The 21,133-nt window shown below is 70.9% G+C and carries 26 protein-coding genes and 1 tRNA gene; 13 read left to right on the top strand and 14 right to left on the bottom strand.

Annotation, left to right across the window (positions count from 1 at the left end; genetic code table 11):
• Positions 1 to 25: 25 nt before the first annotated feature.
• The 5 genes from BLS25_RS14030 to BLS25_RS14015 all read left to right on the top strand — a co-directional run bounded on the left by BLS25_RS14030 (position 26) and on the right by BLS25_RS14015 (position 2,719).
• Positions 26 to 931, top strand: coding sequence for a DMT family transporter (locus BLS25_RS14030; RefSeq protein WP_074696533.1), 906 nt, complete (start codon positions 26 to 28; stop codon positions 929 to 931).
• On the top strand, positions 912 to 1,616 hold the full coding sequence (locus tag BLS25_RS14025) for a GntR family transcriptional regulator (protein WP_081349860.1): 705 nt from the start codon (positions 912 to 914) through the stop codon (positions 1,614 to 1,616). The genes BLS25_RS14030 and BLS25_RS14025 overlap by 20 nt, the downstream gene beginning before the upstream one ends.
• Before the next feature lie 92 nt (positions 1,617 to 1,708).
• A tRNA-Met gene (locus BLS25_RS16985) sits at positions 1,709 to 1,781 on the top strand.
• A 54-nt stretch (positions 1,782 to 1,835) separates the two neighbouring features.
• A complete protein-coding gene (locus tag BLS25_RS14020) occupies positions 1,836 to 2,306 on the top strand; it encodes a helix-turn-helix domain-containing protein (protein ID WP_056226543.1) in 471 nt (156 codons plus the stop codon).
• A gap of 185 nt (positions 2,307 to 2,491) precedes the next feature.
• Entirely contained in the window at positions 2,492 to 2,719 is a 228-nt protein-coding gene (locus BLS25_RS14015) for a hypothetical protein (protein ID WP_056226541.1), read from the top strand.
• Between the two features lie 12 nt (positions 2,720 to 2,731).
• Here BLS25_RS14015 and BLS25_RS14010 read toward each other — a convergent pair whose 3' ends face one another.
• On the bottom strand, positions 2,732 to 3,070 hold the full coding sequence (locus BLS25_RS14010) for a metalloregulator ArsR/SmtB family transcription factor (RefSeq protein WP_074696531.1): 339 nt from the start codon (positions 3,068 to 3,070) through the stop codon (positions 2,732 to 2,734).
• A gap of 66 nt (positions 3,071 to 3,136) precedes the next feature.
• Here BLS25_RS14010 and BLS25_RS14005 point away from each other — a divergent pair, with 66 nt between their 5' ends.
• From BLS25_RS14005 to BLS25_RS13995, 3 genes are all read left to right on the top strand, one after another.
• A complete protein-coding gene (locus tag BLS25_RS14005; protein ID WP_218128183.1) occupies positions 3,137 to 3,904 on the top strand; it encodes a DUF2071 domain-containing protein in 768 nt (255 codons plus the stop codon).
• A gap of 19 nt (positions 3,905 to 3,923) precedes the next feature.
• A complete protein-coding gene (locus BLS25_RS14000; protein ID WP_056226534.1) occupies positions 3,924 to 4,148 on the top strand; it encodes an RNA-binding S4 domain-containing protein in 225 nt (74 codons plus the stop codon).
• Between the two features lie 107 nt (positions 4,149 to 4,255).
• On the top strand, positions 4,256 to 4,645 hold the full coding sequence (locus BLS25_RS13995; RefSeq protein WP_056226532.1) for a nuclear transport factor 2 family protein: 390 nt from the start codon (positions 4,256 to 4,258) through the stop codon (positions 4,643 to 4,645).
• A 148-nt stretch (positions 4,646 to 4,793) separates the two neighbouring features.
• Here the strand turns inward: BLS25_RS13995 and BLS25_RS17215 are convergent, their stop codons facing one another.
• The 3 genes from BLS25_RS17215 to ykgO all read right to left on the bottom strand — a co-directional run bounded on the left by BLS25_RS17215 (position 4,794) and on the right by ykgO (position 5,609).
• On the bottom strand, positions 4,794 to 5,090 hold the full coding sequence (locus BLS25_RS17215; protein WP_056226530.1) for a hypothetical protein: 297 nt from the start codon (positions 5,088 to 5,090) through the stop codon (positions 4,794 to 4,796).
• On the bottom strand, positions 5,087 to 5,395 hold the full coding sequence (locus BLS25_RS13985; RefSeq protein WP_056226528.1) for an ArsR/SmtB family transcription factor: 309 nt from the start codon (positions 5,393 to 5,395) through the stop codon (positions 5,087 to 5,089). The genes BLS25_RS17215 and BLS25_RS13985 overlap by 4 nt, the downstream gene beginning before the upstream one ends.
• 91 nt (positions 5,396 to 5,486) lie before the next feature.
• A complete protein-coding gene (gene ykgO, locus BLS25_RS13980; RefSeq protein WP_056226526.1) occupies positions 5,487 to 5,609 on the bottom strand; it encodes a type B 50S ribosomal protein L36 in 123 nt (40 codons plus the stop codon).
• Between the two features lie 79 nt (positions 5,610 to 5,688).
• Here ykgO and BLS25_RS13975 point away from each other — a divergent pair, with 79 nt between their 5' ends.
• Together BLS25_RS13975 and BLS25_RS13970 are read left to right on the top strand one after the other, a co-directional pair.
• The gene (locus BLS25_RS13975) at positions 5,689 to 6,684 is read left to right on the top strand and encodes a GTP-binding protein (protein ID WP_074696529.1); all 996 of its coding nucleotides are present in this window, start codon (positions 5,689 to 5,691) and stop codon (positions 6,682 to 6,684) included.
• Positions 6,685 to 6,733: 49 nt separating this feature from the next.
• Positions 6,734 to 6,943: a hypothetical protein gene (locus BLS25_RS13970; protein ID WP_056226521.1), complete on the top strand. Its 210-nt coding sequence runs from the start codon at positions 6,734 to 6,736 to the stop codon at positions 6,941 to 6,943.
• 85 nt (positions 6,944 to 7,028) lie between these two features.
• Here BLS25_RS13970 and BLS25_RS13965 read toward each other — a convergent pair whose 3' ends face one another.
• The 4 genes from BLS25_RS13965 to BLS25_RS13950 all read right to left on the bottom strand — a co-directional run bounded on the left by BLS25_RS13965 (position 7,029) and on the right by BLS25_RS13950 (position 11,351).
• Positions 7,029 to 8,117, bottom strand: coding sequence for an ABC transporter permease (locus BLS25_RS13965; protein ID WP_056226518.1), 1,089 nt, complete (start codon positions 8,115 to 8,117; stop codon positions 7,029 to 7,031).
• A complete protein-coding gene (locus tag BLS25_RS13960; protein WP_074696527.1) occupies positions 8,114 to 9,178 on the bottom strand; it encodes an ABC transporter ATP-binding protein in 1,065 nt (354 codons plus the stop codon). Before BLS25_RS13960 ends, BLS25_RS13965 begins: the two co-directional genes overlap by 4 nt.
• 131 nt (positions 9,179 to 9,309) lie before the next feature.
• On the bottom strand, positions 9,310 to 10,239 hold the full coding sequence (locus BLS25_RS13955; protein ID WP_074696525.1) for an NAD(P)/FAD-dependent oxidoreductase: 930 nt from the start codon (positions 10,237 to 10,239) through the stop codon (positions 9,310 to 9,312).
• Positions 10,240 to 10,358: 119 nt separating this feature from the next.
• On the bottom strand, positions 10,359 to 11,351 hold the full coding sequence (locus tag BLS25_RS13950) for a glycerophosphodiester phosphodiesterase family protein (RefSeq protein WP_074696523.1): 993 nt from the start codon (positions 11,349 to 11,351) through the stop codon (positions 10,359 to 10,361).
• 142 nt (positions 11,352 to 11,493) lie between these two features.
• Here BLS25_RS13950 and BLS25_RS13945 point away from each other — a divergent pair, with 142 nt between their 5' ends.
• Positions 11,494 to 12,363 (top strand): Bax inhibitor-1/YccA family protein, encoded by an 870-nt coding sequence (locus BLS25_RS13945; protein ID WP_074696521.1) that lies wholly within the window; start codon positions 11,494 to 11,496, stop codon positions 12,361 to 12,363.
• Between the two features lie 122 nt (positions 12,364 to 12,485).
• Positions 12,486 to 13,715, top strand: coding sequence for a non-homologous end-joining DNA ligase (ligD, locus tag BLS25_RS13940; protein WP_074696519.1), 1,230 nt, complete (start codon positions 12,486 to 12,488; stop codon positions 13,713 to 13,715).
• Here ligD and BLS25_RS13935 read toward each other — a convergent pair.
• The gene (locus tag BLS25_RS13935) at positions 13,682 to 14,239 is read right to left on the bottom strand and encodes a TetR/AcrR family transcriptional regulator (protein WP_074696517.1); all 558 of its coding nucleotides are present in this window, start codon (positions 14,237 to 14,239) and stop codon (positions 13,682 to 13,684) included. The two genes, ligD and BLS25_RS13935, sit on opposite strands and share 34 nt — an antisense overlap.
• 69 nt (positions 14,240 to 14,308) lie before the next feature.
• Between BLS25_RS13935 and BLS25_RS13930 the strand changes: the two genes are divergently transcribed.
• The gene (locus tag BLS25_RS13930) at positions 14,309 to 15,022 is read left to right on the top strand and encodes an MBL fold metallo-hydrolase (RefSeq protein WP_074696515.1); all 714 of its coding nucleotides are present in this window, start codon (positions 14,309 to 14,311) and stop codon (positions 15,020 to 15,022) included.
• Positions 15,023 to 15,209: 187 nt separating this feature from the next.
• On the opposite strand, the gene BLS25_RS13925 is transcribed toward BLS25_RS13930, so the two are convergent.
• From BLS25_RS13925 to BLS25_RS13905, 5 genes are all read right to left on the bottom strand, one after another.
• Entirely contained in the window at positions 15,210 to 16,577 is a 1,368-nt protein-coding gene (locus tag BLS25_RS13925) for a glycosyltransferase (RefSeq protein ID WP_256335596.1), read from the bottom strand.
• Between the two features lie 410 nt (positions 16,578 to 16,987).
• Positions 16,988 to 18,568: a glutamine-hydrolyzing GMP synthase gene (guaA, locus tag BLS25_RS13920; protein WP_056226495.1), complete on the bottom strand. Its 1,581-nt coding sequence runs from the start codon at positions 18,566 to 18,568 to the stop codon at positions 16,988 to 16,990.
• Positions 18,565 to 19,086: a DUF3817 domain-containing protein gene (locus BLS25_RS13915; protein WP_056226492.1), complete on the bottom strand. Its 522-nt coding sequence runs from the start codon at positions 19,084 to 19,086 to the stop codon at positions 18,565 to 18,567. The genes guaA and BLS25_RS13915 overlap by 4 nt, the downstream gene beginning before the upstream one ends.
• A 10-nt stretch (positions 19,087 to 19,096) precedes the next feature.
• Entirely contained in the window at positions 19,097 to 19,990 is an 894-nt protein-coding gene (locus tag BLS25_RS13910) for an SURF1 family protein (RefSeq protein ID WP_074696511.1), read from the bottom strand.
• 13 nt (positions 19,991 to 20,003) lie between these two features.
• The gene (locus BLS25_RS13905; protein WP_074696509.1) at positions 20,004 to 21,119 is read right to left on the bottom strand and encodes a GuaB3 family IMP dehydrogenase-related protein; all 1,116 of its coding nucleotides are present in this window, start codon (positions 21,117 to 21,119) and stop codon (positions 20,004 to 20,006) included.
• Positions 21,120 to 21,133: the final 14 nt, after the last annotated feature.

Below are 21,133 nucleotides of genomic sequence, written 5' to 3'. Positions count from 1 at the left end.
AGCCGGATTGTGTAACAATCCATCCATGCTTCCCGCCCTCGCGATCGTCGCCGCGGCGCTGTGCTTCTCGACCACCGGCACGGCGCAGGCTCTCGCGGGCGTCGACGCCTCTCCCCTCGCGGTCGGAGCGGCGCGGATCGTGGTGGGAGGCGGCATCCTGGGCCTTCTCGCTCTCGCCCAGCGTTCGCCCGGCCGCGCGCGCAGCGGATCCCGCGCGTCCACCGCGGCACTGATCGCCGTCGGAGCCCTCGGCGTCCTCGCGTACCAACCGCTGTTCTTCCTGGGCACGCGCGAGAACGGCGTCGCCATCGGCACGGTGGTCGCCCTCGGCTCGGCGCCCATCGCGACCGGGATCGTCGATGCCGTCCGCCTGCGCCGCGCTCCCACGCCGCGCTGGATGCTCGCGACCGCCGTCGCGCTGATCGGCGTGGTCCTCGTGTCGGGCGTGACGGGCGGCGCGACCGCTCTCGCGCCCGGCGGCCTGCTCGCTTCGGCCGGCGCGGGAATGTCGTACGCCCTCTATACGGTGTGCGGCAAAGCACTGATCGAGAGGGGGTGGAACTCCACACGGGTCATGGGAGCGGTGTTCGGCATCGCCGCCGTGGCGAGCCTTCCCGTCCTCGTCCTCGCCGGGACGTCGTGGCTGCTCACCCCGAACGGCCTGGCCCTCGCCCTCTGGCTCGGGGTCGTGACCACGGTGATCGCGTACCTGCTGTTCGGATGGGGGCTCGCCCGCCTGAGCGCCGTCACGGTATCGACCCTGACCCTCGCCGAGCCCCTCGCCGCCACGCTTCTGGGCCTGTTCGTCTTGCGCGAGCACCTCACTCTCGTGAGCGGCATCGGCCTGGCCCTCATCGCGGTGGGTCTCGCCGTGGTGTCGGCTCCGTCTCGCAGGCGTGAGGAGGTTCCGGATGCCACGGCCCGCGCGTGACACCAGTGACGGCGCCGCGGCGGGCACAGGCGAGACGCACTCGCGCCGCCGGGGAGCGCCCCTGCCCGGACCCCGCACCGCGGACGCCGTCGCCGACACGCTGCGCGCCGCGATCCTGTCGGGCGAACTCGCCCCCGGCACTCCCCTGCGCGAGGAGGAGCTCAGCGCGACCCACGGCATCTCGCGGCACACCGCCCGCACGGCGCTCGCCACCCTCACGGCCGAGCGGCTCGCCACGGCCGAGCCCTACCGCGGCGTCCGGGTGTCCCAGCTCGACGACGACGCCCTGATCGCCCTTCAGCAGTTGCGCTGCGCTCTCGAGACCGAGGCGCTGCGGATCGTGCGGGATCGCGGCATCCACCTCTCCGAGGTCGACGACGCCCTCGACGCTCTCGCCGACGCCGAGTCCGAAGGCGACTGGACAGGAACCCTCGACGCGCACGCCCGCGTGCACCTGGCGTTGGTCGCCGCGGCGGGGTCTCCGCGCATCGCCGAGGAGTACCGCCGCCTCGACGGCGAGATGCGCCTGCTTCTCACGCACGTGCGGCCCGCCTACGCTCCCGGGGCGCTGACGGCGGAACACCGCGCGTATGTCGAAGCGGCGCTCCGCGATCCCGAGCGGGTCGTGCGCGCACACCTCGAGCACTCCACGAGGGCGATCATCGACGGGCGGTCCGGGCGCTGATCGAGGCCCCACCGCCACACGGCGACACATCCCGTCACCTCGCGCAACGCCCCTTCGTCGCTCGCGCGCCCCGGGTTAGCGTGGGGGCACATCGCGGCGATCCGGGCGGTCCCGGGCCTCGGCTCATAACCGAAGGCGTGGCGGGTTCGACTCCCGCCGTCGCGTCGACACCCCTCGGCAGATCGACGGATCGCTAGGGTATATCACGGAGGTATAGCCGTGACCCGAAGCTTCGACCGCAGCCGCGCGTCGCACCTCGTGCGAGCTGCGCGCCTCGACCGCAAGATGTCTCAGGCAGATCTCGCGCGAGCGGCCGGGATGAGCCAGCCCAATGTGGCGGCCATCGAGAACGGGACGAGAAACCCCAGCGACGACGCCTTCGAGCGCCTGCTGCGGGCCGCCGACTACCGACCCAGCCTGGCCGTCGAAGAGAACGCCGAAGCGATCGTCGAGGCAGGGCGGCGGCACGGACTCCGCGACATCCGCGTCTTCGGTTCGGTGGCGACCGGCGCCGATCACTTCACGTCGGATATCGACCTTCTCGCTCGCGTCGACGCAGGACGCGGCTATTTCGACATCGCGGCCTTCACTCACACCGTGGAAGAGCTCACGGGCTTTGCCGTCGACGTGATCGTCGATGACGAGCACCGGCCTTCCTTCCTCGACTCGACGGCGTGGGCCGCCCTGTGACGGAATCCGAGTCGCAACCGGCCGCGCGCTTTCGACGCGCTCCGAGGGCGGAGCAGCCCCCTGCACCGCATGCCCAGGCGAACTTCCTCGAGAGCGTCGACGCGATCGAGTCTTTTCTCGGCCACGCGACAAGCGAAGGAAGAAGCGCGTTCCGGCGCACCTCGCCGTCGTACGCGTCCGGCTCGATGGCGATCATCCGAGCCGCAGCGCTCTTCGAGACCGACGAGTTCGCGTCATTCGTCACCGACACCCCCGCCGAGGTCGCCACCGCCCTCCGGACGATGCGCAACATCGCGTCCCATGCGGGATACCGCGCAATGAACGACGATCTCTTCTGGGTCACGCTGACGGTCGAGCTTCCCCCGCACATCGCCTCGTGGCGACGCGCGGCCGAGGACTCCCCGTCACACTGACCCGCGGCGCTCCTACGCCTCCGCCGGCAGCGTTCCACCTCGGGCGGGACGCCTCTTGCGTACTTCGCGCAGCACGATCTGCTCCGGGCACACCGTCGACAGGAAGTCGCCCACCGACAGCGCCAAGCGCTCACCCACGAGCGAGTACAGGATGCGGTTCGCGTCACGCCGCTCGGAGACGAGACCGGCTTGGCGCAGCACGCCGAGGTGCCGAGAGATCGTGGGCCCACTGGCATCGAACCGCGCCGCGATCTCACCCGCGGCCATCTCGCCGTCCTTCAGGTCTTGGAGGATCTGGCGGCGCGTGGGGTGCGCGAGAGCCGCGAAGATGTCGGATGCCGCGTCGGTCACGAATCTGAATATAGCACTGGAGCTAAATTGCGTGTAGCTTCTTCGCTAAATAGCGAAGGAGATCCGATGAGCACGCAGACCGACACCCTGGGCCGATGGACCGCGAGCAGGCGCCCCGTGGCCCCTATCCCCCGGATGGCCGCGACGATCGCACAGCGAGTGCTCGTGAACTACCGCGTCGACCCCGACGTCGCCCGGTCGCTCCTGCCCGACGGCATCCGCCCCCAGCTCGTCGACGGGAGCGCCGTCGCCGGCGTCTGCCTGATCCACCTCACCGCCTTCCGCCCCGCGTGGTTCGCTCCGGCGATCGGGCATCGCAGCCGCAACGCCGCTCACCGCATCGCGGTCGAGGGGGACACTGCCGAGGGCCCGCAGACCGGCGTCTACATCCCCCGTCGCCACAGTTCATCTCTTCTCGCACGACTGGTCGGCGGACGCGTCTTCCCCGGAACGCACGCCCCCGCGAGCGTCGACTTCCGCTCCACCGCCGACGACCTCGAGGTTCGCGTCGAGGCCGACGACCTGCGCGTCCGCGTCGCCGCGCGCCGGGGTCCCGGCATCCCGTTCCGCAGCACCCTCTTCGAGACCCTCGAGCAGTCCTCGACCTTCTTCCGGGAGGATGCCGTGGGCTGGTCGCCCACCCGCTCGGGTGCACTCGAGGGGCTCCGACTCGACACCGACGCGTGGAAGGTCGAGCCGATCGACGTCACCGCCCTCTCGTCGACCTTCTTCGACGAACTGCCCGACGGCGCCGCGCAGTTCGACCACGCCCTCCTCATGCGCGACGTGCCGACGCGGTGGAGCAGCGTTTCGACACCCGCGACGATCTCATGACTGCTGTCAGACTGGACGCATGACCTCCTCCGCGCCCCAGGATGTGCCCGTCGGCAGCGAGGGCATCCGCCTCGGCCAGTTCATGAAGTTCGCCAGCATCCTCGACTCGGGCGGAGACGTCAAAGAGGCCATCATCGACGGCTACGTCGAAGTCAACGGCGAGGTGGACCGCCGCCGCGGCCGCCAGCTGCAGGTGGGCGACGTCGTGACCTTCGAGGGACGCTCCTTCCGCGTGCAGGCCTGACGCGACCCGACATCGGCGCGATGAGCCGTCCCTCGTCACGTGACGCGGCCGCAGCTCCGCCGCAACAGCGCTTGCGCACTGTCCTCCGCTCCGGAAGCGTGACCCGCATGGACAATCGCGAGAACGCCGCCGCCGCTGAAAACTGGATCGCTCGTTACGTCCGCGCGTGGTCGACGAACGACCCGGACGAGATCCGCTCCCTTTTCACGGAGCAGGCCGAGTACCGCGACGGGCCGTCGACCCCTCCCTGGGTGGGTCGCGACGCGATCGTCGACGCGTGGCTCGCTCAGAAGGACGAACCGGGAACGTGGTCGTTCACGCACGAGCTCGTCGCGGTCGACGGCGATGTCGCCGTGATCCGCGGGTGGACGGACTACCCCAACGCCACCGCGAAGGCGAGACACTACGACAACATGATGGTCATCCGGCTCGCCGAAGACGGTCGTGCCGCGCTCTTCACCGACTGGTGGGTGGCGTCGACTCCATCCGATTCGTGAACGGATCCGTTCTGCCCACCATGTCGGTGTGTTGACCCCCTCCTTCCGCGTGCAGGCCTGACCTGGCCCACGCGAAAGGCCCGCCACCCCGACGGGGGAAGCGGGCCTCGGTGCACCCCGCGCTCGTGACACGGGAGGCCGCTCGAGCTCAGTGCTCGTCGTAGTGATCCGTGTGCAGCGCGTGACGGTGGCCGTCGTGCACGTAGTCGGCGTGGTCGTCGTGCGTCACCTTCTCGTGGCCGCAGTCGTCGCCGTGACGGTGCTCGTCGACGCCGTGCTCGGCCTTCGACTCGTGCTCGTCGTAGTGATCGCCGTGCAGCGCGTGGTGGTGCGTGCCGTGCACGTAATCGATGTGATCCCCGTGCTCGATCTTCTGGTGGCCGCAGTCGTCGCCGTGCGCGTGCTCGTCGACGGAATGCTCGGCGTGGGTGTCGGCAGTGCTCATTGTTCGTTCCCCTGATCGGTCGGTTCGGTGACGTGGGCGATCGCATCGAGCACGACGTGAGCGACGTGCTGGTCGGCGAGGGCGTAACGGATCTCTTTGCCCTCGCGTTCCGAGCTCACGAGTCCCGACTGCCGCAGGGTCCGCAGGTGCTGCGATACCAGCGGCTGCGAGAGTCCGGTGCGCTCGGCGAGCGCCCCGACTGTGAGTCGTTCGCGGCTCAGCAGCCAGACGAGCGCGAGACGCGACTCGTTGCCGAGGACCTTGAACAGCTCGGCGGCATCGTCGAGCCCGGCGATCGTGTCCACATCAGGTAGACCACCACACACATGCACGAATTGCAATGTGTATACGCTTTCGGGAACGGTTCTCGTTTCCGTTATCGCCACCCCGGGGCGATCACCCCTGCCGCCCCTTGAAGCGGGGGTTGAGCTTGTTGATCACGAACACCTTGCCGCGTCGGCGCACGACCTGCGCACCGGGCTGCTTCTTCAGGGACTTGATCGACGCGCGGACCTTCATGGCATCCTCCTTGTTGATAACTGTTCTCAATAACAAGCTAGAGTGTCCCCACTCCCCTGACAAATGAGAGGTGGATGCCATGCCCCGCACGATCGCCATCATGGGCGTGTGCGCCCCCGAGCGCCGCACCTACGCGGAACGGACCGCCGTCGCGCTGTCACGCCCCCTTCACCTGCTGCGCTACGCCGACCTGCGCGTGTCCCACGCGCTCCCCCTCCCCCGCCCGCGGGCGAACGACGCGCAGACCGTGGTCGACCTCGGCACCGACGTCGACCTGATCCACGCGATCGCGGCACGCGGCGGGTCGGAGGTCGAGGCGGTGTGCGTGGTCGACGCCCGCCACATGATCGGCGACCTCCTCGACGACGCCGCGCTGTCGGCATCCGCGAAACCCGGCGACACCCGCGGTGACATCGGCGCCCGGGCGCGCCAGGCGGCGCTGGTATTGGAACTCGCGACGCGCATCGTCTGGGTCAACTGGGAGCAGGTGCCCACGCCGGCGCTCGCCGTGCAGATGGCGCTGGCGTCGCACCTGAACCCCGCCGCCGTCGTGCGCCTGTCGCGCGACCCGCTCACCGACCTGCGCTCGGCCGCGACGCACGAGGGCGAGATCCTCGAGCGGGCGGGGTGGGTGCGTGCGTTGAACGGCGAACACGACCCGTACATGCGCGACAACCGCGTGATGACGCTCACGTACGAGCAGGTGCGGCCGTTCCACCCCGCGCGCCTCTCGGCGACCCTCGATCGCCTCGACGCCGGCGCGGCCGGCCGGCTGGTGCGCTCGGCCGGGCTCTGCCGCCTGGCATCGCGCCCCGGCATCCTGGCCCGCTGGGAACACGTCGGATCCGCGATGTGGATCGAACCGCTCGGCGCCGACGACGGCCGCATGGGCCTGGGGCAGGAGATCGTCTTCACCGGTCTCGACCTCTCGGCGCCGAAGCTCGCGCACCTCCTCGACCACGCCGTCCTGACCGACGAGGAGTTCGCCGGCGGCCCCGCGACCTGGCTCGCCTTCGCCGATCCGCTGCCGGCATGGCCGGCGGTGGAGTCATCGATCCCGGATGCCACCGACTGACCGTGTCAAGCCGGTCGCCCGCACCGCCCGGTGAGAGGAACGTGAACGCATGAGCACTCCTGACATCCCCTCCCGCCACTCCGACGATGCCCGCGCCGACTCGGCCGCCCCCACCGACGCCGTCACCGACGAGGTCCGCGAGGACGCCGCCGAGGCCGAGGAGCACGTGAACCTCGACGACCACACCGGCGACGCCCTCGACGGCGACGCCGCTCCCGCCGACGACCCCGGCTTCCCCGCCGCCGAAGGCCACGCCTGACCTCCCCCGCGCACGAGAGGGGCGCCCGTCCTGCTGCGGCAGGGGGCGCCCCTTCGTGCGCTCGGCCTCGATGACCGGCGGGTCGCTAGGCGATGCGCGTCCCCGGAGGCAGCCTCTTCGCCGGCGTCTTCGTGCGGGAGATGCCCCACGCGAGCAGCCCACCGGCCAGCAGCAGCTGGAAGAACAGCCCCACGAACCAGCTCGGGGTCGTCCCCGCGATGCGCTCCTCGGTGCTCGGGTAGTCGTCGACGTTGAGACCGCGCGACAGCGTGCACCCGTCGTACGACGTGGTCTCCTCGGGCGACAGCTGCGCGGAGCGGACCCCGGCGGCGATCTGAGAGAACAGATCGGTCGGGTTGCCGTTCTCGTACGTCGGCGGAGTCGCGTCGGCGAGGATGACGAAGGGGTTGGCCGCGAGGATCCACCAGACGCGATCGAACCGGGGCTGCTCGGAGACGTAGCTCGACTCCACGCACGGCAGCTCGTCGTAGCTCGGGCAATTCGGCGAGGTCGAGGGCGAACTCAGGTCGCACCCCAGGGGCACCGCGTTCCAATCGACGTCGCGACTGATCGTCGTCGTCTGCGTGCGCAGAGCAGCACCCCCGAGCCCGAACGCGATGAGCGTGCCCACCGTCAACGCCGCCACCAAGAGATACGTCGACGCGACCGAGAAGATCGGCCGGGCGATCACCGCGCTCAGCCCCACCCCGATCGCGGCCACGACGCCGACCTCGATGATCAGGATCAGCAGCGAGGTGACGATCGCTCCGGGGTTGAGCTCGCCGGCGAGGGTGGCCACGACGAGGAACGGCAGCGCCACGACGAGGAACGCCAGCCCCGAGATCCACGCGGCGAGGAACTTGCCGATCACGATCTCGCTCGTGGTGACCAGGGTGACCTGCACGGGCGCGAGGGTCGCGGCATCCCGATCGCCGTTCACCGCGCTCCCGCTCAAGGTGGGCGAGACCAACAGCGTGAGCAGCAGGACGAGCAAGATGACGAGCGAGAAGAACCACTCGCTGCCGCCCGTGGTCAGCGAGAACGCGGCGAACGAGAGGCTCAGCAGCGCCACCAGGATGACGGCGAAGATGCCGAGGAGCACGTACCACCCGACGGAGCGCACGCGCTGGCGCAGCTCGATGCCGATGATCGTGCGCAGACGATGCAGGTTCACGAGGTGCTCCCGTCGTCGGTGCGATCGGCATCCGTCACAGGATGCGCGGCGGGCGGCGCCCAGGAGCCGGGCGGAGAGGCATCTCGCGGCCCCGCCGGGCCATCGGGGAGGTCGGGTGTCGGAGGCGAGGCCTCGGCCCTCAGGTCGAGGAACGCGTGCTCGAGGTCGCCCACCGCCGGGGCGAACTCGACGATCGGGAGCCCCGCGCTCACGAGCGAGCGCAGCCCCGCGACCGCCGCCGCCTCGTCGGAGAAGGGCACGAGGACGTCGCGCCGGTCGACCCGCACCTCTTCGGCCGTCCGCCCGAGGGCGGCCGCGATGTCGCCGCGCACGGACTCGGTCGACCGAGCGAGGTCTGCGGCGACACGCACACGCCACACCCGCACGCGGGTCGCCGCGGCGGCGACGCGATCGGTGCCGACGGTCCGCCCGTCGACCATGAACACGGCGTCGTCCACGACCTCTTCGAGCTCGGACAGCACGTGGCTCGAGATGAGGATCGTGCGCCCCTCGCCCGCCAGCCGCCGCAGCAGCACGCGCAACGCGATGCGCGCCTGGGGGTCGAGGCCCGACGCCGGCTCATCGAGCAGCAGCACCCGGGGGCCGTGCACCAGAGCACGCGCGAGCGCCAGTCTCTGCTTCTGCCCGCGAGACAGCACGCGAGCGGGCGAGGCGGCGAGCGCACCGAGGTCGACGAGTTCCAGCAGGTGGTCGGCCCGTGCACGCGCATCCTCGCGCGACAGGTCGTACAGCTGCGCGGTGGCCACCAGCACCTCGCGCGAGGTGAGGCTCGGCCACGCGCCCAGGGAGTCCGGCATCCATCCGAGAAGGCGACGCGCGCCGGCCGGGTCGGAGACGGGGTCGATGCCGCCGATGCGCATCTCGCCCTCATCGGGCCGCAGGAGAGAAGCGAGCATGAGCATGAGGGTCGTCTTGCCCGACCCGTTGGGCCCGACGAGCCCGGTGACCCGGCCGGGCAGGGCCGTGAACGTCACCTGCTGCACGGCGTGCACCGCGCCGAAGGACCGTTTGACTCCTGCGACGTCGATACCGGCATCCATAGCCTCACCATAGAGGGAGCCCCCGACACCCCCGAGGGCCACCGACGTCGATCCCCCGTCCGTCCTCGGCGATTCCGCGGCGCGCCCGGGATTCGCGCGCGCTCACTGCCCGCGCGTGTCCTCGACGTGATTCAGGATGCCGCGAGCGCCCGCCCCAGGGCGTCGCCCGACGCCCACGCGGTGCGGACGGCGGCGCTGTCGCCCCACGCGTCCCCGCACGCGGAGAGCCCCGGCGAGCGGAAGAACGGCTGCCCGGTCGTTCCGGCGGGCCGGGCGAAGGTCCAGCGATGCGCGTGCGTCGACACCGGCTGGACGTCGATGCGCAGCAGCCGCCGGGTCGCCGCGAGCACCGGCGCGATCGCCGACTCGGGGTCGTCGAGGTGCTGTCGGGCGCGGTCCGCCGTGGTGTGGACGACCAGCACGGGGGCGTCGTCGCCGCGGCGATCGCCGTCGTCGGCGACGAAGGACACGTCCGCGTCGCCGTCGGCGAAGGCGCCGTGCAGGTCGGCATCCCACTGCCGTCGGTCCCACCGCAGGACGACGGCGATCACCGGTTCCCACTCCTGCGCCCCGCCGGGCGCCTCGCCGGTCAGCCGTGCCGCCTGCGGGGCCGGCATCGCCAGGACGACCTCGCCCGCATCCTCGCCGTCGACGCGGAACGGCGCCGCGCTCTCGACGACGCGCTCCGACGAGACGTCGAGGCCCTCGGCCAGGTCGAGGGCGAGCGAACGCAACCCGGCGGGAGCAGCCCACCGCATCGGTCCGGGCTTGCGCGTCCACCCGCCGTCGGCGTCGACCACTTGGAACGTATCGGTCCACGGCCGTGCGAGCTCGCGCTCCTCCCAATCGGCGACGACGTGCGCGAAGCCCTCGGCCTCGCCGACCACGAAGTACGAGGCTCCGAGGTCCACGGGTCGACCGTCGATCGTGCGGCTCGACAGACGCCCGCCCACCCGGCGCCCGCGATCGAGCACGCGGACCGAGCGACCCGCGTCCTGAACCGCCCGCGCGCACGCGAGGCCCGAGATCCCGCCGCCGACCACCGTCACATCCATCGTCATGCGGCCATCCTGTCGGCTGCGGGTACGCCGGGGGGTCGGGGTTGCGCGGGCCGGAACTCCTGAGGATCGTCGCCTCGACGCCATCCAGGAGCTGCAACGCCCGGCACGTGGGTCGGGCCTCAGGAGTTTCGCGCCGTCCCGAAGAACCCGACCCCCAGATCGGGATGATCTACGAACACCCCGTCGAGCCCGGCATCGCGCAGCACGGCCCACTCGCCTCGCCAGTCGCCGAACGCCCCCTCACCGCCCGGGCCGCGGAAGGCGGGCAGCAGGAAGGCGTTCTCGGGCCGACACGTCCAGGTGAACACCCGCAGGCCCCGATCCTGCGCCTCGCGCACGAACCGCGCCGGCCCCCGCGCGACGCCGCGCTCGTCGGGCGCGAGCACCGAGCGCTTGTCCGGGCTGATGCCCTGCACCTCGCCGGCGAGGACATCGAGACCCGCCGCGGTCCGCATCGAGGCGTACGAGGCGGCGTCCGCCCCGTCCCGCTCACGCAGATCCCACGGCGTCCCCTTCGCCTCGATCAGCTGCACGAGCGGAACCCGGATGCCGCGCTCTCGCAGCCGCGCCAGGACCAGGGGCTCGAACGACTCGATGACGAGCGCGTCCTCGGCATCCCGCCATCCCGCGGCGCGCAGCTCGGCGTCGACGAGCTCGGCCAGGTCGAACCCGAGTCGGGCGAACGATGCCGCGTGCTTGATCTCGAGCACCACCGCCACCCCGCCCTGCCGGGCGAGGTCGAGGACGTCGCGGAGGCGCAGCACGGGTTCGGAGTCGTCGTGCGCCGCGCTGTCGGGGCGGAGGGCGGGGATCCGCTCTCGGCACTGCAGCGTCCGCAGCTCATCCCACGTGAAATCCTCGACGAACCAGCCGGTCAGGTGCTCGCCGTCGACGACCTTCGAGGTTCGTCGCCCAGCGAACTCCGGTCGCGTCGACACGTCTGTGGTGCCCGAGATCTCGTTCTCGTGCCGCACGACCAGCACGCCGTCCTTCGAGGGGACGACGTCGGGCTCGACGGCATCCACCCCCTCCGCGATCGCCCGCAGATACGAGCTGCGGGAGTGCTCGGGCAGGTACCCGGGCGCACCGCGATGACCGATGACGAGAGGCACCTCGACACGCTAACGGCACCGCGTGAACAGCGAGTGCGCTCAGAGCAGAATCCCAGTCAGCACAAGGAATCCACCGCCCCGCTCGGCTAGTGTTGTCTGACAGCACGGTGCTGTGATCACCATCTTTGGAGTGTGAGTTCCCGTGGCCCTCAACAACCCGGCATTCAACAACCCGGCGTTCCAGGACCCTCGAGCCGGTGGCGCTAACACGCGCTACAGCCCGCCCCCGGCCGTCGATCCCGCCGCCGCCGCCTCGATCGAAGGCGCGTACGCCGCCCCGTCGGCGAGCGCCGTCGAGACCGGTCGCATGACGGTCGAAGACACCGTCATGAAGACCCTGGCGCTGTTCGGCATCCTCGTCGTCACCGCCGTCGTCGGCTGGATCTGGTCGATGGCCGGCGTCAGCGTCGCCAACCCGAACCCGAGCTTCGCCCCCACGCTCGTCGGAGGACTCGTCGGCTTCGTCCTGGCGATGGTCGCGACCTTCAAGAAGAAGCCCTCCGTCCCCGTCTTCATCGCCTACGCGGCGTTCGAGGGCCTGTTCGTCGGTGGCATCTCGGCTTACTTCGAGTTCATCTTCCCGGGCATCGTCCTCCAGGCCACTCTCGCCACGCTCTCCGTGGTCGGCGTGACCCTCGCCCTGTTCGCGAGCGGCAAGATCCGCGCCTCGGCCCGCGCCACCAAGATCTTCATGATCGCGATGGTCGGCTATCTGGTGTTCGCCCTCCTCAACGTGGGACTGATGCTCTTCAACGCCCCGATCGCTGGCGGCGCCTTCGGCCTTTACAGCATGAAGGTTGCGGGCATCCCGCTCGGCCTGATCATCGGCGTCTTCGTGGTCATCATGGCCGCGTACTCGCTGGTGCTCGACTTCGACCAGATCCAGCGCGGCGTCCGCAACGGCGCTGCCCGGGTCTACGGCTGGGTCGGCGCCTTCGGCATCATGGTCACCGTCGTGTGGCTGTACGTCGAGATCCTGCGCATGATCGCGATCCTGCGCGGCAACAACTGACGCACTCGCCGGACACGAAGGGCCGTCCCGTTTCGGGGCGGCCCTTCGTCGTGCAGGCCACACCCCCGCACTCCGGCCGCAAGGGGTGCGAATCCCGGATGCCGCGGCGCTAGCCTCGCGCCATGAGTCCCGCGAAGACGCCGCCCGAGATCCTCGATGTCGACGGCCACGAGGTACGCGTCACGAGCTCCGATCGCGTCGTCTTCCCCGAGCCGGGTCTGACCAAGCTCGACCTCGTGCGGTACTACCTCTCCGTCGCCGAGGGCGCCCTGCGCGGAGCGGGCGGGCGACCGATGGTGCTCAAGCGCTTCTCGAAGGGTCTCGACCAGGAGCCGTTTTTCCAGAAGCGCGTCCCCGAGAACCACCCCGACTTCATCGACACCGCGACCCTGCGCTACGCCTCGGGCACCTCCGCCGAAGAGACGGTGATCCGGGATGCCGCGGGCCTGGCCTGGGTCGTCAACCTCGGCTGCCTCGACCTGAACCCGCATCCCGTCCGCGCCGAAGACCTCGACCACCCCGACGAGCTGCGGGTCGACCTCGACCCGATGCCCGGCGTGGATTGGTCGCAGATCGTCGACGTCGCGTTCATCGCCCGCGATGTGCTCGAAGACCACGGTCTCGTCGGCTGGCCCAAGACCTCGGGCTCGCGCGGCCTCCACATCCTCGTGCGCATCCGCCCCGAGTGGGACTACACCGACGTCCGTCTCGCCGCCGAAACGCTCGCGCGCGAGGTCGAGAACCGCGCGCCGGGACTCGCGACCGCCCGCTGGTGGAAGGAGGAGCGCGGCGAGAGCGTGTTCGTGGACTTCAACCAGAACGCCAAGGACCGCACGGTCGCCTCGGCGTACTCGATCCGCGCGCTGCCGGATGCCCGCGTCTCGACTCCCCTCACATGGGACGAGGTCCGCGACCGTCGCCCCGAGGAGTTCACCGTGCTCACGGTGCCCGACCGGTTCCGCAGCATCGGAGACCCGCACGCGGGCATCGACGACGCCGCGGGGTCTCTCGACGCCCTTTTGTCCCTGGCGAAACAGCTCGGCCCCGCCGAGAAGCCTCCGCGGGAATCCGACGGTTCCGGACGCCGCGCCTCGACGATGCCGCTCGTCGAGGTCGCGCGCACCAAGACCAAGCCCGAGGCCCTCGACGCTCTCGAGACGTGGAAGCAGCGGCATCCGGAAGCGACATCGCAGCTTCACCCCGCCGATGTCCTCGTCGACGGCATGCGCGGGTCGAGCTCGCTCTGGTACCGGGTCCGCGTGAACCTCCAGCACGTTCCGGATGCCGAGCGCCCGGCGCAAGAAGATCTGATCGCCGACTACGACCCCTGGGCCGGCCGCTCCGCCCCCTGATCCAGCGTGAGCGAGGCGACCAGGTGGCGGCGGCCGTAGCGGTACGCCTCCTCGAGGTCACCGCCCAGGCGGAAGGCCCCCGCGAGCTCCATCGTCACGAACCCGGTCGCCCACGCGGTGAGCAGCCTCGCCGCTTCGAGCGCATGAGCCTCGCCCACGGCGATGGTCGTCGCGCGCAGTACCGGGGCGCTCGTGGCAGCGAGCCGGTCGGCATCGACCACCGTCGTGAACAGCAGGCGGAACGCCTCGGGCCGGCCGCGCCCGAACGCGCGGAAGGCGACCAGTAGGTCGTCTAGGCCTCTGGATGCCGCCTCGAGCCGTGCCGTCAGGTCGTCGGCCGCGGCCGCCCCGACGAGCCCGAGCAGGGCCTCGCGGTCGCGCACCCTCTTGTACAGCGAGGGAGCCTTGACCCCGACCGCCTGAGCGACGGCCTGCATCGTCACGGCGCCGGGTCCGCCCTCTTCGAGCAGTCGCGCGGCCGCCTCGACGATCTCCTCGAGCGACGTTCTCTCCGGTGTGGGCACGAACCCTCCTCATGGCTACGGATATAAGCTATCATGGCTAATTGTCATAGCGATCCAGAAAGGCACCCCGTGAGACTCGCGCCATCGCTCCACCGCATCGGTAACGACATCGTCGCCTCGTACCTCATCGTCGCCCCCGAGGGCATCACCCTCGTCGACGCCGGCCTCCCCGGCATGTACGCCGACCTTCGCGCGGAGGTGGACGCGATCGGCCGGTCGCTCGACGACATCCGCGGCGTCATCCTCACCCACGGCGACAGCGACCACGTGGGCTTCGCCGAGCGCCTCCGCCGCGAGCGCGGCGTGCCCGTCTTCGTGCACGCCGCCGACGCCGATCGCGCCCGCGGCGGCGACAAGCCCAAGAGTGCGATGGGCCCGTTCCGCCTCGGCCCGCTGCTGCGCTTCGCCGCCTTCGGCATCCGCAAGGGCATGCGCCCGCAGTGGCTGACCGAGGTGCGAGAGGTCGCCGACGGCGAGACCCTCGACCTGCCCGGGAGCCCCCGCATCGTCGGCATGCCCGGCCACTCCCCCGGCAGCGTCGCGGTCTTCTCCCCCGCGGTGCGCGCCGTGTTCGTCGGCGACGCCCTTACGACACGCCACGTCCTCACCGGTCGCACCGGACCCGGACCCGCGCCCTTCACCGACGACCCGACCGAGGCGCTCGCCTCGCTCGATCGCATCGCGGGACTGGATGCCGACTGGGTCCTGCCCGGCCACGGTCCGGCCTTCCGCGGTTCTCCGGCGGATGCGGCGGATGCGGTGCGGACGGTCGCGCGCGGCTGAGCCGGCGCGGACCATGTCGGTCGGAGCAGACGCGCCGCCCTCCATCGACGGCCCGGGGGAGGCACTTTCCCCATCGATCGTGTCGGGGGCGTGGGCGCCGAGTGGGTGCTGCCCGGCGTACCGCGGCTCTCCGGCCGATGCGGCAACGCGGTGCGCAAGGTCGCGCGGCTGTCGCGGACGCCCGGCGTCAGCGCCGGCGCGGCCTCCCCAGCACCTCGCGTGCGGCCGCGGCGAGCGTGCGCATCGCGCGCGCCGGGCCCACGGCCTCCGCCGCGTGCCGCGCCTCGGCCGTGAGACTCTCGCGCAGCCCGTCGTCCGTGAGCACCCTCCGCAGCGCGTCGACCAGAGCGTCGTCATCACCGTCCGGAACCAGGACGCCCCCACCCGACGCGAGCATGTCGCGCGGGCCGTACCGGATGTCCCACGCCACCACCGGCGTGCCGTGCGCGAGCGCTTCGGCGAGGGCGAGCCCCTGCCCCTCGAAAGCGGACGTCGTGAGGTACACCGCCGCACGGTCGAGCACGGCGCCCGGGTCGGTGGTCAGCCCGGGCAGCGAGACGGCGTGCTCGAGTCCGCGCTCGGCGACGAGGGCCTCGAGCGCCCCGCGCTGCGCCCCCTCGCCCCAGAGCTCGAGTCGGGCGTCCGGCACGTCGGCGAGAACGCGCGCGAAGGCCTCGATCGCCCGGTCGAGCCGTTTGCCGGGGGCGAGCCGCCCCAGCACCACGACAAGGCCACTCTTGCGCTGCGACGCCGGCACCACGGCATCCGAAGCCTCCACCCCGTGCGGTGCGACCACGTCGTTCGCGGCAGTGCCGAAGCGCGCCCGCACGTCGTCGCGTTGGTACGCGGTCGGCCACAGCACGGCGTCGAATCGCGGTGAGATCTCGAACCATCGCGTCCACAGAGGGTTCAGCTCGGAGTCGGCCTGGAACGGCGGCTCGAGATGGATCGTGTGCACGGTGTGCACGATCCGCACGGCGTCGTCGCCCCAGCTCGCGATGAGCTCGCCGAGCTGCCTGGACTCGCAGATGACGACGATGGGTCGGTCGTTCTCGGCGCGGAGCCGATCGGCCAGGTCGGTCAGCCACGCGCGGTACAGCGCCCCGAATCCGTCGATCACGCCGACGGCTTCGCCCGCGGCATCCCGGATCACGATCGGCGCGGTCGTGAGGTGCCAGTCGGGGTCGATGACCACGGGCAGCTCGACCGCTCCCCCGGCCACGCTTCGGTACTCGAGCGCCGGATCGGCGTCGCCCGCGTGCGCCACTTCGCGCAGCCATCCCGCGGCTCCCCCGTCGGCGTCGACGGCCTCGTCGAACAGGTTGCGAAAGATTCCGGATGCCGAGGCCGCCCCCCGCTCGACGAAGGTCGCGCGCTGCGCGGAGTGGGCGTCGGCGTCACCGGGGTCGACGGTCAGCAGCAGCGGTTCCGCACCGGCTTCCGCCATCTGTCGCGCACGCGCGAGGGTCGCGATCGTGTATCCGCCGTCGAGGTCGGGGATCAGCCGGCTCGACAGGATGAGGTACCACGCGTCGGGGAAGTCGCCGGAAGTCACGCCCTCATCTTCCCCCACCCGCCGCGCGCCCCGCGGCATGCCGGAGCCGCGGTCGCCCCGACGTGCGCATCGGGGCGCGGGCGGTGGCCCCGGGGCGCCGCCCGTGCAGTTGCCGACATCGCCGGGGCGCCGAGCGTGGCCCCGGGGCGCCAGACGTGGCCCCGGGGCCACCTATGAACGTGGTTCGGGGCGCATCCCGTCGTTCGGGGCGCATTTCTTTCCCCCCGAACGAGAAATCCCGCCCCGATCCCCACAGCCCGGGCAGGCGGAGCGCGCACCTCGCCGCGCACGCGAGGCGAAGTGGCACGCCCTCCTGAGTCGATCGGGGCCGGGGCCCCGCTCTCGACTCAGGAGGGCGTGTCACGTAGCCGGGAGTCAGCAGCGACGTACGTCGCGACCGACACCCCGGCTCACTCCCACTCGATCGTCCCCGGCGGCTTCGACGTCACGTCGAGAACCACGCGGTTGACGTCGCGTACTTCGTTGGTGATGCGGTTCGAGATCTTCGACAGCACGTCGTAGGGCAGGCGCGTCCAGTCGGCGGTCATCGCGTCTTCGCTCGAGACGGGGCGCAGCACGATGGGGTGGCCGTAGGTGCGGCCGTCGCCCTGCACGCCGACCGAGCGCACGTCGGCGAGTAGCACGACGGGGCACTGCCAGATCTCGTTGTCGAGGCCTGCCTTGGTCAGCTCGGCGCGCGCGATGGCGTCGGCCTCACGCAGGATCTCGAGACGGTCAGCGGTGACCTCACCCACGATGCGGATGCCAAGGCCGGGCCCCGGAAAGGGCTGGCGGCCGACGATCGCTTCGGGCAGTCCGAGTTCGCGCCCGATGGCGCGCACCTCGTCCTTGAAGAGGGTGCGCAGCGGCTCGACGAGCTCGAACTGCAGGTCTTCGGGCAGGCCACCGACGTTGTGGTGGCTCTTGATGTTGGCGGTACCGGCTCCGCCGCCCGATTCGACGACGTCGGGGTAGAGGGTTCCCTGCACGAGGAAGCGCACCTGCTCGCCCTCGGCCTTCGCCTCGGCGACGAGGTCGGCCTGCACCTTCTCGAACGCGCGGATGAACTCGCGGCCGATGATCTTGCGCTTCTGCTCGGGGTCGCTGACACCGGCGAGGGCGTTCAGGAACGTCTCGCGCGCGTCGACGGTGATGAGCTTCACGCCGGTCGAGGCGACGTAGTCGTTCTCGACCTGTTCGCGCTCGCCCTGGCGGAGCAGCCCGTGGTCGACGAACACGGCGATGAGCTGGTCGCCGACGGCCTCGTGGACGAGAGCGGTCGACACGGCGGAGTCGACGCCGCCGGACAACGCCGAGATGACCCGGCTGCTACCGACCTGCTGGCGGATGCGCTCCACCTGCTCGGCGATGACGTTTCCGCTGTTCCAGTCGGCCGGGAGTCCTGCAGCCTTGTGAAGGAAGTTCTCGAGCACGTGCTGACCGTGGTCGGAGTGCTTGACCTCGGGGTGCCACTGCACGCCGTACATGCGGCGCGCGTCGTTCGCGAACGCGGCGACGGGGGTGTGCGCCGTGCGGGCGAGAACCTCGAAGCCCTCGGGGGCGCGCGAGACCTGGTCGCCGTGGCTCATCCACACGTTCTGCTCGGCGGGCTGACCCTCCAGCAGCGTGCCCTCGGTGACGACCGTGGCATCCGTCGCTCCGTACTCGCGGAGGCCCGTGTTCGCCACCTCTCCGCCGAGTGCTTTCGCCATGACCTGGAAGCCGTAGCAGATACCGAGGGTCGGGACGTCGAGGTCGAAGACGCCGGAGTCGAGGCTCGGGGCTCCCTCTTCGTACACCGACGAGGGGCCACCCGACAGGATGATGCCCACGGGGTTCTTCGCCGCGATCTCTTCCGCCGATGCGGTGTGCGGGACGATCTCGCTGTACACGCCGGCCTCGCGCACGCGGCGCGCGATCAGCTGAGCGTACTGGGCGCCGAAGTCGACGACGAGGACGGGGCGCTGGGACGTTTCGGTTTGTTCGGTCACCGGTTGCCTTCCGGGGCGGGAACGGGAGCGGAGGCCTTCGCGGCCTCACGCTCGGCGAGGTAGGCGCGCACGCGACGGGCGGTGCGCACCTCGAGGATGAAGGAGAGGAACGGCACCACGCCACCGAGGGCGAGGAAGACGAACCGACGGAACGGCCACCGCATGAGGCTCCACACGCGGAAGCACGAGATGAGGTAGACGACGTAGAACCAGCCGTGGACCACCAGGATCGCCAGCGAGATGTTCACACCGTCGCCGGTCGACAAGATCGAACACCCGTTGCCGCCCGGAACGAAGAGCGAGAACCACTGGCAGTCGGGGCCGGGCACGGCATCCGCGAACCACAGGAAGCCACCGGATCCGCCGAGGAACAGCTCCACGTGAATGGGCGTGTACTTCAGGATCATCTCGGCGACCAGCAGAAGCAGGCCGACACCCGTGATGATCGAGCAGATCTGGTAGAACTTCAGGGCTCCGCGGATCGCCGGGAAAGAGGCGAGCTTGGGGGCGCGGGGCATGGAGGCCAGTCTAGTCGCGGGATTCCGCGGCTCCCGCCGGACTGCTCGACGCGGAGCTTTCCGCGACGGCCTCGGCCTGTTCGTCCTCGAGATCCTCGACCTCTTTCTCCCACGCGTCGCGCGCGAGGCGGTACCAGAGGTAGAGCGCGAAGCCGGCGAAGATGGCCCACTCGGCGGCGTAGAAGATGTTCAGCCAGTTGACCCGCGAGCGTTCGTCGGGCGCTGGGGAGGTGATGGCGTCGAGGGGGCCGATCGCCGTCTGCGAGGCGATGTACTGGCGGTAGACGTCGAGGTTCTGGGTGTCGTGCCACCGGCCCAGCAGCATGGCGGGCGACATCTTCACAAGCGTGAGGGGGTCGGCATTCGCCGGCGGTATCGACGCCCCTTCGTCGGAGATGAGACGTCCCGTCACGTCCACGACCGCTGTCGGGTCCGCTTCGGCCTGGGCGCGCAGCTCGTCGGCGGCGGCGTTGGCCTCATCGAGGCTGCTCGTCCATCCGGTCGCGACGGCGATCGACGTCGGTGTGGTCGTCCCCGAAACGCGCAGCTGACCGGTCACCCAGTAGCCCTGCACGTCGTTGTTGAAGCGCGACGAGACGACGATGAAATCGGATGCCACCCACGTGCCGCTCGTCTCGACCCGCTGACCGACGAGAGGTTCCGGCAGGTAGTCGCCCGGCTTCACGACGTCGGCGAGAGGTTGCACGACCTCGGTCAGCCCCGGCTCGGGAGGAGAGGTGTCGACCGCGCGACCGAGCTGCCACTGCCCGAGCCAGGCGAGCACGCCCGCGACGACGAGCGAGAACGCGAGAAGCGCGATCCAGCGTGGCCGCAGCATGACCTCCCGCAGCGTCGGCGGGAAGATCTGCGGCGGTGCCGGCTCGGTCGTGGGGGTGGAGGTCATGGGGCTTTCGTGATTAGTGCCCGTAGGGGGCGACGACGACCTCGACGCGCTGGAACTCCTTGAGGTCGGAGTATCCCGTGGTGGCCATCGACTTCTTGAGCGCACCGATGAGGTTGGCGGTGCCGTCGGCGACGGGGGCGGGGCCGTAGAGGACCTGCTCGAGAGGACCCACGCAGTCGACCTCGACCCGGCGTCCGCGGGGAAGCTCGGGGTGGTGGGCCTCGGGACCCCAGTGGTACCCGCGCCCGGGGGCGTCGGTGGCGCGGGCCAGCGCGACACCGAGCATGACGGCGTCGGCACCCATGGCGAGGGCCTTCACGATGTCACCCGAGGTGCCCACGCCGCCGTCGGCGATGACGTGCACGTAGCGTCCGCCCGACTCGTCGAGGTAGTCGCGTCGGGCCCCGGCCACGTCGGCCACGGCCGTGGCCATGGGCGCGTGCAGCCCGAGCGTTGCGCGCGTCGTCGAGGCGGCGCCGCCGCCGAAGCCGACCAGCACGCCCGCGGCACCGGTGCGCATGAGGTGGAGGGCCGCCGTGTAGGTGGCGGCGCCGCCCACGATGACGGGGACGTCGAGGTCGTAGATGAACTTCTTGAGGTTGAGGGGCTCGGCCACCTTCGACACGTGCTCCGCCGACACGGTGGTGCCGCGGATGACGAAGAGGTCGACGCCCGCGGCGACGACGGTCTCGTACAGGTCGTTCGTGCGCTGCGGGGTGAGGGCCCCGGCGACGGTGACGCCCGCGGCGCGCACCTCGGCGAGGCGGTCGCGCACGAGCTCGGGTTTGATCGGCTCGGAGTACAGCTGCTGCATGCGGCGCGTGGCGTCGGCCTCGGGCAGCGTCGCGATCTCGGCCAGCAGCGGCTCGGGGTCGTCGTAGCGCGTCCACAGGCCCTCGAGGTCGAGGACGCCGAGCCCACCCAGGCGCCCGAGCTCGATCGCGGTGCGCGGGCTGACCACGGAGTCCATGGGCGCACCGAGCACCGGGATCTCGAACGGGAACGCGTCGATGGTCCACGCGGTCGAGACGTCTTCGGGGTTGCGCGTGCGCCGCGACGGCACGACGGCGATGTCGTCGAAGGTGTACGCGCGGCGGGCGCGCTTGGCGCGGCCGAGATCGATCTCCATGGTCACCCGACCAG

The organism is Microbacterium testaceum StLB037, assembly GCF_900104345.1.
GTDB lineage: Bacteria > Actinomycetota > Actinomycetes > Actinomycetales > Microbacteriaceae > Microbacterium > Microbacterium testaceum_A.
This window is presented reverse-complemented; position numbering and strand designations above follow the sequence as displayed.